Annotated in this window: 10 protein-coding genes; 5 read left to right on the top strand and 5 right to left on the bottom strand. The window is 73.8% G+C overall.

All coding sequences use genetic code 11. The features are described 5' to 3' along the window. Window positions 1–184: 184 nt before the first annotated feature. Both A2U95_RS29625 and A2U95_RS29620 read left to right on the top strand, forming a co-directional pair. The gene (locus A2U95_RS29625) at window positions 185–1,240 is read left to right on the top strand and encodes an ATP-binding cassette domain-containing protein (protein ID WP_166028682.1); all 1,056 of its coding nucleotides are present in this window, start codon (window positions 185–187) and stop codon (window positions 1,238–1,240) included. Then, window positions 1,237–2,109, top strand: a complete 873-nt coding sequence (locus A2U95_RS29620) for an ABC transporter permease (RefSeq protein ID WP_166028680.1) — start codon at window positions 1,237–1,239, stop codon at window positions 2,107–2,109. The genes A2U95_RS29625 and A2U95_RS29620 overlap by 4 nt, the downstream gene beginning before the upstream one ends. A 100-nt stretch (window positions 2,110–2,209) precedes the next feature. Here the strand turns inward: A2U95_RS29620 and argG are convergent, their stop codons facing one another. From argG to A2U95_RS29600, 4 genes are all read right to left on the bottom strand, one after another. After that, on the bottom strand, window positions 2,210–3,652 hold the full coding sequence (argG, locus tag A2U95_RS29615) for an argininosuccinate synthase (RefSeq protein ID WP_166028678.1): 1,443 nt from the start codon (window positions 3,650–3,652) through the stop codon (window positions 2,210–2,212). 14 nt (window positions 3,653–3,666) lie between these two features. Beyond that, the gene (locus A2U95_RS29610; protein ID WP_166028676.1) at window positions 3,667–5,088 is read right to left on the bottom strand and encodes an MFS transporter; all 1,422 of its coding nucleotides are present in this window, start codon (window positions 5,086–5,088) and stop codon (window positions 3,667–3,669) included. 129 nt (window positions 5,089–5,217) lie between these two features. Beyond that, entirely contained in the window at window positions 5,218–6,699 is a 1,482-nt protein-coding gene (locus tag A2U95_RS29605; protein ID WP_166028674.1) for an extracellular catalytic domain type 1 short-chain-length polyhydroxyalkanoate depolymerase, read from the bottom strand. 214 nt (window positions 6,700–6,913) lie between these two features. Then, on the bottom strand, window positions 6,914–7,504 hold the full coding sequence (locus A2U95_RS29600; RefSeq protein ID WP_166028672.1) for a DinB family protein: 591 nt from the start codon (window positions 7,502–7,504) through the stop codon (window positions 6,914–6,916). Window positions 7,505–8,011: 507 nt separating this feature from the next. On the opposite strand from A2U95_RS29600, the gene A2U95_RS29595 reads away from it, so the two are divergent. Together A2U95_RS29595 and A2U95_RS29590 are read left to right on the top strand one after the other, a co-directional pair. Beyond that, the gene (locus tag A2U95_RS29595) at window positions 8,012–9,247 is read left to right on the top strand and encodes a beta-1,3-glucanase family protein (RefSeq protein ID WP_166028670.1); all 1,236 of its coding nucleotides are present in this window, start codon (window positions 8,012–8,014) and stop codon (window positions 9,245–9,247) included. A 184-nt stretch (window positions 9,248–9,431) separates the two neighbouring features. Then, window positions 9,432–10,595, top strand: a complete 1,164-nt coding sequence (locus A2U95_RS29590) for a S1 family peptidase (protein ID WP_166028668.1) — start codon at window positions 9,432–9,434, stop codon at window positions 10,593–10,595. 54 nt (window positions 10,596–10,649) lie between these two features. On the opposite strand, the gene A2U95_RS29585 is transcribed toward A2U95_RS29590, so the two are convergent. Next, window positions 10,650–11,495, bottom strand: a complete 846-nt coding sequence (locus A2U95_RS29585) for a TIGR03620 family F420-dependent LLM class oxidoreductase (protein WP_206283119.1) — start codon at window positions 11,493–11,495, stop codon at window positions 10,650–10,652. Between the two features lie 382 nt (window positions 11,496–11,877). Between A2U95_RS29585 and A2U95_RS29580 the strand changes: the two genes are divergently transcribed. Further along, entirely contained in the window at window positions 11,878–12,591 is a 714-nt protein-coding gene (locus A2U95_RS29580; RefSeq protein ID WP_166028666.1) for a hypothetical protein, read from the top strand. The last annotated feature ends 47 nt before the right edge of the window (window positions 12,592–12,638 follow it).

The following is a 12,638-nucleotide window of genomic DNA, read 5'->3' as shown; positions in this document are numbered from 1 at the left end:
GCGCCGGCCGACCCGCCGGTCCCGCCGGCCTCCCTCGGCATCGGAGGAAGGGGCGGCAACCGCGCCGACCGATGAGTCCGCGGGGCCGCCGGGGTCTGCACTGATGCGCGTCCCCGCGGCCCCCCGCGGCCCTGACGCCCCCGCACCCCGGCAGTTCCCCGCAGCACCGGAGAGGAAGTTCCCCATGAACCAGCCGACGCCCGCCCCGGCCGTGGAGACGGCGGGCCTGGTGAAGACCTTCGGCGGGACGCGAGCCGTCGACGGCGTCGACCTCGTCGTCCCCACCGGCACGGTCTACGGGGTCCTCGGCCCGAACGGTGCCGGCAAGACCACCGTGGTCAAGATGCTCGCCACCCTGCTGCGCCCCGACGGCGGCGAGGCCCGCGTCTTCGGCCACGACGTCGTCCGGGACGCCGACCGGGTCCGCAGCCGCGTCAGCCTCACCGGCCAGTACGCCTCGGTGGACGAGGACCTCACCGGCACCGAGAACCTGCTGCTGCTCGGCCGCCTCCTCGGACACGGCCGCCGGGCCGCCCGCGAACGCGCCGCCCGGCTCCTGGACGCCTTCGGGCTCGCCGAGGCCGCCGGGAAGCAGGTCAAGCAGTACTCCGGCGGCATGCGCCGCCGGATCGACATCGCCGCGTCCATCCTCAACACCCCCGACCTGCTCTTCCTCGACGAGCCCACCACCGGCCTGGACCCGCGCAGCCGCAACCAGGTCTGGGACATCGTGCGGGCCGTGGTCGCCCAGGGCACCACCGTGCTGCTCACCACCCAGTACCTGGACGAGGCCGACCAGCTCGCCTCCCGGATCGCGGTGATCGACCGGGGCAAGGTGATCGCCGAGGGCACCAAGGGCGAGCTCAAGGCATCCGTGGGCGCGGGCTCGGTCCTGCTGCGCCTGCGCGACCCCGCGCAGCGGCCCCGCGCCGCCGAGATCCTGCGCCGGGCGCTGGACGCGCAGGTCCAGCACGAGCACGACCCCGTCGCGCTCACCGCCCGGATCGGCGCCTCCAGCACCGCCACCGCCGCCGAACGCGCCGCCGGAGCCCTGGCCGAACTGGCCCGGCTCGGCATCACCGTGGACAACTTCGCGCTCGGCCAGCCCAGCCTGGACGAGGTCTTCCTGGCCCTCACCGGGCACGGCGCCGACGGCCCCACGCCGCGGACGGCCACCCCCGGCACCACCGCCGGCCCCGCCGGCACGACCACCACGACCGGTACGGAGAGGACGGCATGACCACCGACACCCGCCCGGACGGCACCGCCACCGGAACCACCGAGATCCGCGAGCCCACCCCGTTCAGCGCCGAGTCCGTCGCCCCGGTCCTCGTCACCACCGAACGGCCGCCCCGGCCCAGCGCCCTGACCGCCTCCCTCGCCTTCGGGTGGCGGGCGGTCCTGAAGATCAAACACGTGCCCGACCAGCTGTTCGACGTCACGGCCTTCCCGGTCATGAACCTGCTGATGTTCACGTACCTCTTCGGAGGCGCGCTGGCCGGGTCGCCCGACGACTACATCCAGTTCGTCCTGCCCGGCATCCTGGTGATGTCGGTCGTGATGATCACCATGTACACCGGCGTCTCGGTCAACACCGACATCGACAAGGGCGTCTTCGACCGGTTCCGCACGCTCTCCCTCTGGCGGCCGTCGATCATGGTCGGGTACCTGCTGGGCGACGCCCTGCGCTACACCATCGCCTCCGCGGTGATGCTCTCCCTCGGCATGGTCCTCGGCTACCGGCCCGGCGGGGGAGTGCAGGGGGTGCTGGCCGGGGTGCTGCTGCTCCTGGTCTTCTCCTTCGCCTTCTCCTGGATCTGGACCATGTTCGGCCTGCTGCTGCGCACGGAGAAGTCGGTGATGGGCGTCGCCATGATGGTGATCTTCCCGCTGACCTTCCTCTCCAACGTCTTCGTCGACCCGCGCACCATGCCGGGCTGGCTCCAGGCCTTCGTCAACAACAACCCCATCACCCACCTGGCCTCCGCGGTGCGCGGTCTGATGGCGGGCCGGTGGCCGGGCGCCGAGGTCGCCTGGACGCTGGCCTGGGCGGGGCTGCTCCTGCTGGTCTTCGGGCCGGTGACGATGCGGCTGTACAGCCGGAAGTGAGAGGGGCGGAAGCGGGAAGGGCGGAAGCGGGACGGGCGGAGGCGGGCCCGGCCCCGGCGGATGCCGGGGCCGGGTCTCGTGGCGGTGGGTCGCCGCGACGTCAGTCCGTGCCGGACTCCATGGCCGCGCGGTCCAGGAGTTCGTCGTCCTCGGTGACCTCGCCGCGGGAGGCGATGGCCTCCGCGCCGCCCTCCGGCATGGTGCCGATCAGGCCGGTGACCTGGGCGGCGCCCAGGGCGGGGCTGCCGCCGGTGCCGAGCAGGCCGAGGCCGGCGTACTGCTCCAGCTTGGAGCGCGAGTCGGCGATGTCCAGGTTGCGCATGGTGAGCTGGCCGATGCGGTCCACCGGGCCGAACGCCGAGTCCTCGGTGCGCTCCATGGACAGCTTGTCCGGGTGGTAGCTGAACGCCGGACCGGTGGTGTCGAGGATCGAGTAGTCCTCGCCGCGGCGCAGCCGCAGGGTGACCTCGCCGGTGACCGCCGCGCCGACCCAGCGCTGCAGCGACTCGCGGATCATCAGCGCCTGCGGGTCCAGCCAGCGGCCCTCGTACATCAGGCGGCCCAGGCGGCGGCCCTCGCTGTGGTACTGGGCGAGGGTGTCCTCGTTGTGGATCGCGTTGACCAGCCGCTCGTAGGCGGCGTGCAGCAGGGCCATGCCCGGGGCCTCGTAGATGCCGCGGCTCTTGGCCTCGATGATCCGGTTCTCGATCTGGTCGGACATGCCCAGGCCGTGGCGGCCGCCGATGGCGTTGGCCTCCGTCACCAGGTCGACGGCGGAGGCGAACTCCTTGCCGTTGATCGTCACCGGGCGGCCCTGCGCGAAGCCGATGGTGACGTCCTCGGGCATGATCTCGACCGCCGGGTCCCAGAACCGGACGCCCATGATCGGCTCGACCGTCTCGATGCCGTTGTCCAGGTGCTCGAGGGTCTTCGCCTCGTGGGTGGCGCCCCAGATGTTGGCGTCGGTGGAGTACGCCTTCTCCGTGCTGTCCCGGTAGGGCAGGCCGTGCGCGACCAGCCACTCCGACATCTCCTTGCGGCCGCCGAGCTCGGTCACGAAGTCCGCGTCCAGCCAGGGCTTGTAGATCCGCAGGTTCGGGTTGGCGAGCAGGCCGTAGCGGTAGAACCGCTCGATGTCGTTGCCCTTGTAGGTCGAACCGTCGCCCCAGATCTGGACGTCGTCCTCGAGCATGGCCCGCACCAGCAGGGTGCCGGTGACGGCGCGGCCCAGCGGCGTGGTGTTGAAGTAGGCGCGTCCGCCGGAGCGGATGTGGAACGCTCCGCAGGTGAGCGCGGCCAGGCCCTCCTCGACCAGCGCGGCGCGGCAGTCGACCAGGCGCGCGACCTCGGCGCCGTAGGCCGTGGCGCGGCCGGGCACCGAGGCGATGTCGGGCTCGTCGTACTGACCGATGTCGGCGGTGTAGGTGCAGGGGACGGCGCCCTTGTCGCGCATCCACGCGACCGCGACGGAGGTGTCGAGGCCGCCCGAGAAGGCGATGCCGACGCGTTCGCCGACGGGGAGGGAGGTGAGGACCTTGGACATAGGAAGATTATGCATCATCCCGTATGGTCATGCAAAGAGGCACGGGAGGCGGTTCCTTCCCCGGCCGTCCCCGGCTCCGGGAGCTCCGGACGTCCGGACCGCTCCGCGGGCGTGGAGGGCTCCGCGGGCGCGGGCGGCTCCGGCCGGCTCGGCCGGTCCGGTGTCCCCTCGGGTGCGAGCCCGTGCCGCCGCAGGTGCCGCTCGCAGGCGCGGGCCGCCGGGTGGACCGCCACGGCCGCCGTCAGGATGACCGCGGCGATCACCGCCCACCCCGCCGCGCCCCAGGACATGGCGAGGAAGGTGTAGGCGGCGGGGGCCCAGACGGTGCCCAGGTTGGAACCGAGGTTCACCACCCCCTCGTACTCGCCGCGCCGCTCGGGGTCGGCCAGCTCGGCGACCAGGCCCCACTCGCCGGCCGACTGGTAGATCTCGGCGCCGGTCACCGTGACGTGTCCGACCCACATCAGCAGGATCGTCACCCATCCGGCCGTCTCGTGGGTGACCGCGATGATGCCGCAGGAGGCCAGGAAGCAGAGGGCGCCGCGGCGCTGCGCGCGCAGCGAGTCGGCGACGGTGGCGATGCCGCGGGCGGCGGCCACCTGGAGGGCGACCGCCATCAGGGTGTTGGTGCCGTACAGCCAGGCCAGCACCACCTTCGGTGCGTCGGTCTCGGTGACCAGCCAGAGCGGGATCACCGTGGTCAGCAGTACCTGGTGCGTGCGGAGCACGCCGTTGAGGAAGGTCAGCAGGACGAAGCCCCGGTTCCGCAGTGCGGCCCTGGGGTCCCCGCGGCGGGCGGACCCGGCGGCCGCCCCGGGGGTCGCGGCGGCGTGCGTCACGGGCCCGGTGCGGGGCGGTTCGGGGAGGCGGCCGATCCAGAAGGCGTTGGCCAGCAGCACCGCCGCCGTGAACAGCGGCACCGCGTGGATCAGGGTGAGGTCGTCCAGGGCGAGGGCCACGGCCCCGGCCGTCGCGCCCAGGGTGTAGCCCAGGTTCCGGGCGGCGCGCAGGTACGCGCTGGCGTGCACCCGCTTCTCGCGCGGGAAGATCTGCACCCGGTAGGCGTTGCGGCCGGTGCGCGCCCAGTTCTCCGCCAGGACCAGCGGGACCAGGACGGCCAGTGCGGTGGCGAAACCGCCCGCCAGGAACCAGGAGGCGAAGAACACCGCCTGGAGCACCGACGCGTGGCTCCAGCTGCGCCGCGTCCCCAGCCGGTCCGTCAGGCGGCCGAGCGGTACGGAGAACAGGAAGGCCGCGGTCAGGGACAGGGTCAGCATCAGGCCGACCTGTGCCGGGCTCAGCCCGACGACCTGTGTGAAGTACACCGCCTCTCCGGTGATGAAGACGCCCTCGGCGAAGGCCGAGAGCACCGACTGGTACGACATCGTCCGTACCAGGCGGTCGTCGGGGAGCAGGCGGGACGGCGTGAAAGGCATGAGGACTCCTGAGGGTTGCTCAGGATGAGTCTTGACCTGATGAATCTTGACGTCAAGATAATTTCGCCGGCGCCGACGGGAACGCGGGGCCGCCACCGAGGTGACGGCCCCGCGGGGGAAGGCCGTGGATCAGGACGGGCAGCCGGAGTCGGAGATCACGAAGTGACCGGGCGAGGTCTCCTCCAGGGTGTGGCTGTAGAAGGTGTTGTAGAGGCCCATGTTCTGCCCGGACCCGTTGGCGTAGGCGTAGCCGCCGCTGTGGCGGGCGCGGCCGGCCTGCACGTGGGCGTAGTTGGAGGCCGTGTGGCAGCGCGGCTCGAAGCCCCCGTCGCCGCCGGTGGTGGTGGCGGTGACGGCCGCGGAGCGTGCTCCGGCCGTTCCGGCGGAGTCGACGGCGGCGACGGTGTACGTGTAGGCGGTGCCGGGGGAGAGCCCGCTGTCCGTGTACGAGGTGCCGGTGACCGTGCCGACCCGGGAGCCGCCGCGGTGGATCTCGTACGAGGCCGCCCCCGCCACCGCGTTCCAGGACAACGTGAGGCCGCTCTCGGTGACCTGCCCGGCCGTCAGTCCGGTCGGCGCCGGCAGGGCGCCGGGCACGCCCGGACCCGCGGAGCCGCCGTCGAGGCCCCAGAAGAGGGCGGTGTAGTAGCTCGAGCAGATGGTGTCGAGGTAGTACGTGCCCGCCGTGCCGCACTGCTGGGTGCCGGAGCCGGGGTCGACGGCGGTGCCGTGTCCCATGCCGGAGACGGTGAAGGTGGTGACCGCCGGGACGCCCCGCGCGTCGGTGTAGACGGCCTGCGTCGTGTTGCCGGGGAGGGACGCGGTGGAGCTGGGGGTCTGGCCCAGGCCCCACACGTCGGTCCACTGGTCGCGCGACTGGGTGGCGTTGGCGGGCACCACGGTGGTGTCGGAGGTGCCGTGCCAGACGGCGACCCGCGGCCACGGGCCGGTCCAGCCGCCGGACGCCGAACGCACCGCGTCGCCCCACTGCTTCGGGGTCCTGGGGGTCGCGTTGTACATGCAGGTGTAGGCGTTGGCCACGCCGGTGGCGCAGCCGGCCGGGATGCCCGAGGCGATGGAACCCCCGGCGAACACGTCCGGGTAGGCGGCGAGCATCGCGGCGGTCATCGCCCCGCCGGCCGACAGCCCGGTGACGAACACCCGGGACCGGTCGCTGCCGTAGCGGCCGATCGCGTGGTCGACCATCTGCTTGACGGAGAGCGCCTCGCCCTGGCCCCGGCTGTGGTCGGAGGACTGGAACCAGTTGAAGCAGGAGTTGGCGTTGTTGGCGCTCGACGTGTGCGGGTACACCACGGCGAAGCCGTACAGGTCCGCGTACTTGGCCCACCCGGAGTGCGCGTGGTAGTCGGGCGCGCTCTGCGTGCAGCCATGCATGGCGACGACCAGCGGGGCGCCGGCGGGGAGCCCGTCGGGGACGTAGGCGTACATCTGGAGGTTGCCCGGGTTGGTGCCGAACCCGGTGACCTGGGTCAGCGAGGCGGCGGAGGCGGGCGTGGGAGCGGCGAACAGGGCCAGCAGCAGGGCGAGCACGGCGGTCAGGCCGAACCCGCCCGGCCGGGCCCCGGAGCGGGGGCGGCCAGGAAGCGGCATGGGGTCCTCCCGGACGGGGTGGGGGCTGGGAGCGGGGCGAGGCGCATGCGGGGCACGCGTTCCGAACCGTACGAACGGGCACCGGCGCTGCCAGTGGAGTGGCAGCACATAGCTTTGGGCTGCCGCTATGTGCGCGCCGCGGTGAGGCCGCCTCCCGGACCCCCTGGCCGCCCGGGGAGACACCGCCCGCGGCGCGCGCCGCGGTGGGGCGGGGTCAGGCCTCGCGGGCGGCCCGCTCCAGACGGGCCCGGTGGGCCTGCCACCACGCCGCGTCCCCCTCCGGCAGCGCCCCGTCGTCCTCCCGCATCCCCACCGCCCCGTCGATCAGCTCGCGCAGGATGTCGGCGTGCCCCGCGTGCCGCTGCGCGTCCGCGGTCACCCGCACCACGGCGTGGTGCAGGGTGACCTCGCTCCGCTCCTGCGGCCACCACGGCACCGTGCCCACCGCGTCCAGCGGCAGCGCGTCGATCGTCGCGTCCGCGTGCGCCCAGGCCCGGCGGTACAGGTCCACCACGAACGCGCGGGACTCCTCCGCCGTGGCCCACATGTCGGCGTTCGGCTCGGCTCCGTCCGCGACCCACGGCAGGGGAATGCCGGAGGGCCGTCCGAACACGTCGCCCAGATACCCCAGTTCGATGCACGCCAGGTGCTTCACCAGACCCAGCAGATTCGTGCCGGTGGGGGTGAGGGGACGGCGGACGTCGTACTCGCAGAGCCCTTCCAGCTTCCACAGCAGCGCGTCACGCGCGTCCTGCAGGTAACGGTGGAGGTCGGCCTTGGCAGGGGCACCGGTGAAGTCGATCATCACGTCAGTCTGCCGCCCCGGGAGCCGGCGCGCAGCCGGATCCGGATCCGGGTGACGACCCCCTGCTCGACGTACCGTCCCTGCGTCACGTCCTCCCCCCGGACCCGATGAGCAGGCGGGCCCACCGGAGCGACCTCGATCCCGTCCTGGCCGGGCTGAAGGAACGTGGGGTGCGGATGGAGTCGGGGTTCCAGGCAGCCCCCGCACTCCGCGGCCACGGCCCGGGGCCGGCCCCGCCACTCCCGTCCGCCGCGCGCCGACCGGCGGGAGCGCGGTGTTCCTCCACCGCCCACCCGACTCGAGGTCGGAATTTGTCAACTGAGAGCGCTCTCAGAACTCTTGACGTTTCAAAAGCGGCAGGATTTCATCAGAACCGCACACGCCACATCGGGGTGGGCGCCCGCACGGTCCTCCTTCGCGCGCGCCCGCCCCCACCCGCCTGGTCCCCCCACCTTTCCGGGCAGCGTGCCGTTCCGGCCCGCCCCGGGACGTCCTCAGGAGGAACGCGTGGTCTCCCGACGGTCCTTCCTCGTCGCGGGTACGGCGGCCGCGCTCGGCGCGCCCGCCTGGTCCCCCACCGGTCCGGCGCGCGCGGCGGCCGGTGGGACACCGTCCGCCGCACCGTCCTTGCCGGTCACCCTGCGCAACACGTCCGGCAGCGACACCGCGTACGCCTACATCAGCGGCACCGACGAGTCCGGCCGGCCCGGCTTCGTCACCGCCGACGGAAGCTTCCGGCGGCTGCCGAACCCCACCTCGGTCCTCACGCCGGCCCCCGACCACTCCATCCCCCTGGGCGCGTCCGGCTCCCCCGGGGTGCGGGTCACGCTGAACCAGTACGTCATCAGCGGCCGGGTCTGGTTCTCCGTGGGCGCGAAGCTCCGGTTCTTCGTCAACCCGGCGAACGGCGACGGACCTCCCGGCACGGTCCAGCCCGCGCTCACCCCGAGCGACCCCAACTGGCGCACCCACTGGACCTTCTGCGAGTTCACGTACAACAGCGCCAACCTGTACGCCAACATCAGCTACGTGGACATGGTGTCGCTCCCCGTCGCCATGTCCACCACCGGCAGCGCGGGCGCGCAGTCGGTCCCGGCGCTGCCCGCCGGAGCGCTCGGCCGGATCGCCGAGGGGCTGAGGGCCCAGCACGCCGCCGACGGCGCGCCCTGGGACCGGCTGGTGGTCACCGACGACGCGGGCGAGGTCGTCCGGGTGACGGCCCCCGTCCACGCCCCCAGCGGCTTTGACGGCTACTGGGAGCCCTACCTCGACGAGGTCTGGCGCCACTACGGGACCACGCCACTGACCGTCGACGGCCAGGGACCGACCGGCAGGTACACGGGCCGCGTGTCCGGCGGGGTGCTCACCTTCGCCGGACTGGACGACAACGGAGTGCCGTTCACCAGGCCCAGCGCCGTCGACATCTTCGGCTGCGCGAGCGGCCCGCTGTACAACTCGGGCGGCGACGCCCGCGGCGCGGTGGCCGCCCGCCTGGCGGCGGCGCTCAACCGCAGTTCCCTGCTGGTGCCCGGCGGCGACGACCAGCCGGACGGCGTGTCCCCGGACCGGTACTACGGGCACGCGATCACCAACCACTACTCCCGGCTGGTCCACGAGCACGCCGCCGTCGGTTACGCCTTCCCCTACGACGACGTCGGCCCCACGGGCGCGCCCCCGGTCGACGGCCACCTCCAGGACGGCGCTCCGACGTCCTGGACCCTGGAGCTCGGCGCGGGCTCCTGACCCGGCACCCGCCTCCTCCCTCCCCCCACCCATCCCCCCACAGGGGGGGGCGGGCGGTCCGCCCCGGTCCGCCCGCCCCCGCCTCCCCGCCCGCCCGCGGCCGCACCGGACGGCGGGCCGGGAGGGCGCTCCTGGAAATCCCTGGTTCCACCGCCCCTGCCGGAACGGACCGAAAGGCTCTCCCATGAGACGCGACACCCTCACGCGCGGCACGCTCGCCGCGCTGTTCCTCGTCGGAGCGTGGGCCACCGTGGCGGCCCCCGCCGCCTCGGCCGACGACCACCGCACCTCCACCGCCCAGGAGGCCCCCGCCTCCGACGGGCTGCTGCGCGCGATGCGGCAGGACCTGGGCCTGACCGCCGCCGAGGCGAAGGAGCGCCTCGCCGCCGAGGAGAGCGCGACCGCGCTCGAACCCACCGCGCGCCGCGCCGCGGGCTCCGCCTACGGAGGCTCCTGGTTCGACGCGGAGACCGGACGGCTGACCGTCGCCGTCGCCTCGGACGCCCCCGACCGCACCCGCCGTGCCGTCCGGGCCACCGGCGCCGACGTCCGCACGGTCCGGCACGACGCCCGCGCACTGGACGCCACCCAGAGGCGCATCGACCGGCTCGACGCCCCGGAGGGGGTGACCGGCTGGCACGTCGACCCCCGCGCCAACACCGTCGTCGTGAACGTCGCGGACGGACACCTCGCCGACAAGGCCGTCGAGCGGTTCCTCGACCGTGCCCGCGAGGCCGGTCCGGTGACCGTCGAGGAGGTCCCGGGCGCGCCGCGCACCCTGGCCGCGGGCACCGTCGGCGGTGACCCCTTCTACACCGGCAACGTCCGCTGCTCCATAGGCTTCTCGGTGGTCGGCGGCTTCGTGACCGCCGGGCACTGCGGCGGGGCGGGCCAGCCGGTCAGCGGCTGGGACCGCACCTACATCGGCAACATCCAGGGCTCGTCGTTCCCCGAGAACGACTACGCCTGGGTGAACGTCGGCAGCGGCTGGTGGACCGTTCCCGTGGTCCTCGGCTGGGGCACCGTCTCCGACCAGCTGGTGCGCGGCTCCCACGAGGTGCCGGTCGGGGCGTCGATCTGCCGCTCCGGCTCCACCACCCGCTGGCACTGCGGCACCGTGCTGGCCAAGAACGAGACGGTCAACTACAGCCAGGGCGCGGTGCGCCAGATGACCAGGACCAGCGTCTGCGCCGAGGGCGGTGACTCCGGAGGCTCGTTCATCAGCGGCGACCAGGCGCAGGGCGTCACCTCCGGCGGCTGGGGCAACTGCTCCACCGGCGGCCAGACCTGGTTCCAGCCGGTGAACGAGATCCTCGGGCGCTACGGGCTCACCCTGGTGACGGCCTGAGCCGCGGGCGGGCGGGGCACCGGGCCCCGCCCGCCCGTCCTGCCGCGCCGGCGGTCAGCGCAGCTCGAGCAGGTCGGCCAGCCGGCGCCAGCCCTCGCGCGGATGACGGTCGGGGGCACCGTCGAGCACCTGGACCGCCACGTGGTCGGCGCCCGCGTCGTGGAACTCGGCGAGGCGGGCCCGGACCGTGTCGTCGCTGCCCCAGATCACCACCGAGTCGATCAGCCGGTCGCTGCCGCCGCCCGCGAAGTCCTCCTCCTCGAAGCCCATGCGGAGCCAGTTGTCGGTGTAGTTGGGCAGCCGGGTGTACATGTCCACCGTCTGCCGCGCGATCCGCCGCGCCTCGGCCGGGTCGGAGTTCAGCACCACCTTCACCTCCGGCGCCAGCAGCGGTCCCTTGCCGAGCGTCTCCCGGGCCCGCGCCACGAACTGCGCGTCCACCAGGTACGGGTGGGCGCCCGCCGTCCGCTCGGCCGCCAGCCGCAGCATCTTCGGCCCCAGTGCCGCCAGCGCCCGCGACCCCGGGGGGACCGGCGCCGAGGCCGCGTCCAGCGCGTCCAGATAGGCGACCATCGCCGAGTACGGCTTCTGGTAGTTCTTCGCCAGCGGCGCGTGACTGACGCCCAGTCCCAGCAGGAGCCTCCCGGGATGCCGGTCCTCCACCGCCGCCGCCTGCTCGGCGACCATCGCCGCGTCGTACTGCCAGATGCTCAGGATGCCCGTGGCGACCGCGATCCGGGACGACGCCGTCAGCAGCTCACCGGCCGCCGGGATCGATCCCATGCCGAACCACACGGCCCCGAACCCCAGCCTGTCCAGCTCGTTGACGGCCTCCACCGCCTCGTCCCCGCCCTCGCGGAGCTTCCCGCTCCAGATGCCGAAGCGCCCGACGTCCACCATGAGGCATGTTCCTTCCGGTCGGCTGTGAGCCATCGTTCCCATGGTCCCAGCAACGCGGGCGAAGGCACGCATTCCCCGTTCACCCGAACAGCGTCAACGGCTTGATCCCCACCCCCGAAAGTGGGTTGAACGCCCTTCCTGACGCTCCGTGCGGCGGACGGCCGGGAGCGGGCGGGGAACCGCCCGCTCCCGGCCGTCCTCCGGCGCGGCCGTCCGCAGCGGCACCGGGCCCGTCCGGGGCCCGTGGGCCGCCGCGCGGTCCGGCGCGGACGCCACGCGCCGTGAAATCCCCTTGCCGACCCGGATGTGCGCGGTGCGAGGATCGCCGCTGCGGGGGCGCGTGACCCACCGGCAGGCGAGGGACGACGGACGGGAGGCGGCGGTGAAGGAGCCGGAGGAGGAGCGCCGGGCCTGGGACGCCCGGCTCGGATGGGCGCAGGGGCTGACATCGGACGACCCCGCCGAGCGCGCGGCGGCGCTCGCACGCCTGGACGGGGCCAAGCGGTGCGCCGCCCGGGCCCTGGAGCGGGTCAACGAATACTGGTCCCTCACCCTGCCCCTGGGCCCCGAGGAGCAGTACCGCGAGCCGGCCTTCCGCCGGGCGCTCGAGGAGTACCACCGTCTCTGTGGTCACTCGCTGCCCGAAGGGCTGTCCGGCAGGGCGTACGGCCGGCCGGTCACGGAATGGCCGGGCCTCCCCTACGGCCTGCTGTTCCTGGAGTGGGAGGCGCGGTACCCGCGGGAGTGGACCCTCCACGCGAAGTCCTGGGGAGCCAAGCAGTCCCTCCTGCGGGCCCTGGCCCGAGCCGATCACGATCCCGCGGTCGCGGCCCGACTGGTCGGCCTGGTGGAACTGGCCGTGCGGCGGGCCCACCGCTGCAAGGACCGTGAGTACGTGGGCGTCGCACGCGCCGTCGACGGCGCGGACCTCCGGGAGCGGCTGGCGCGGGCCGCGGACTCCGGGGATCCGTGGGCACGCTGTCACGCCGGCTACGTCCGGTGGATGCTGGACCACCCCGAGGTGCCCAACACGCGCCGCGTGTGGCACACGTGGCTGGCGGGCTCCTCCGGGGGCGGCCCTCCGCCCCGCACGTGAGACCGCGCCCGCGGGGAGGGACCCGCCGGCCGGCGGCGGCGTGGGGG

This window comes from Streptomyces chilikensis (genome assembly GCF_001642695.1).
Taxonomy (GTDB): Bacteria; Actinomycetota; Actinomycetes; order Streptomycetales; family Streptomycetaceae; genus Streptomyces; species Streptomyces chilikensis.
This window is presented reverse-complemented; position numbering and strand designations above follow the sequence as displayed.

Excerpts from the sequence above, each read along its gene's own strand:
- A2U95_RS29625 (WP_166028682.1), top strand. The coding sequence starts at position 185 with ATGAACCAGCCGACGCCCGCCCCGGCCGTGGAGACGGCGGGCCTGGTG.
- A2U95_RS29620 (WP_166028680.1), top strand. The coding sequence starts at position 1,237 with ATGACCACCGACACCCGCCCGGACGGCACCGCCACCGGAACCACCGAG.
- argG (WP_166028678.1), bottom strand. The coding sequence starts at position 3,652 with ATGTCCAAGGTCCTCACCTCCCTCCCCGTCGGCGAACGCGTCGGCATC.
- A2U95_RS29610 (WP_166028676.1), bottom strand. The coding sequence starts at position 5,088 with ATGCCTTTCACGCCGTCCCGCCTGCTCCCCGACGACCGCCTGGTACGG.
- A2U95_RS29605 (WP_166028674.1), bottom strand. The coding sequence starts at position 6,699 with ATGCCGCTTCCTGGCCGCCCCCGCTCCGGGGCCCGGCCGGGCGGGTTC.
- A2U95_RS29600 (WP_166028672.1), bottom strand. The coding sequence starts at position 7,504 with ATGATCGACTTCACCGGTGCCCCTGCCAAGGCCGACCTCCACCGTTAC.
- A2U95_RS29590 (WP_166028668.1), top strand. The coding sequence starts at position 9,432 with ATGAGACGCGACACCCTCACGCGCGGCACGCTCGCCGCGCTGTTCCTC.
- A2U95_RS29585 (WP_206283119.1), bottom strand. The coding sequence starts at position 11,495 with ATGGTGGACGTCGGGCGCTTCGGCATCTGGAGCGGGAAGCTCCGCGAG.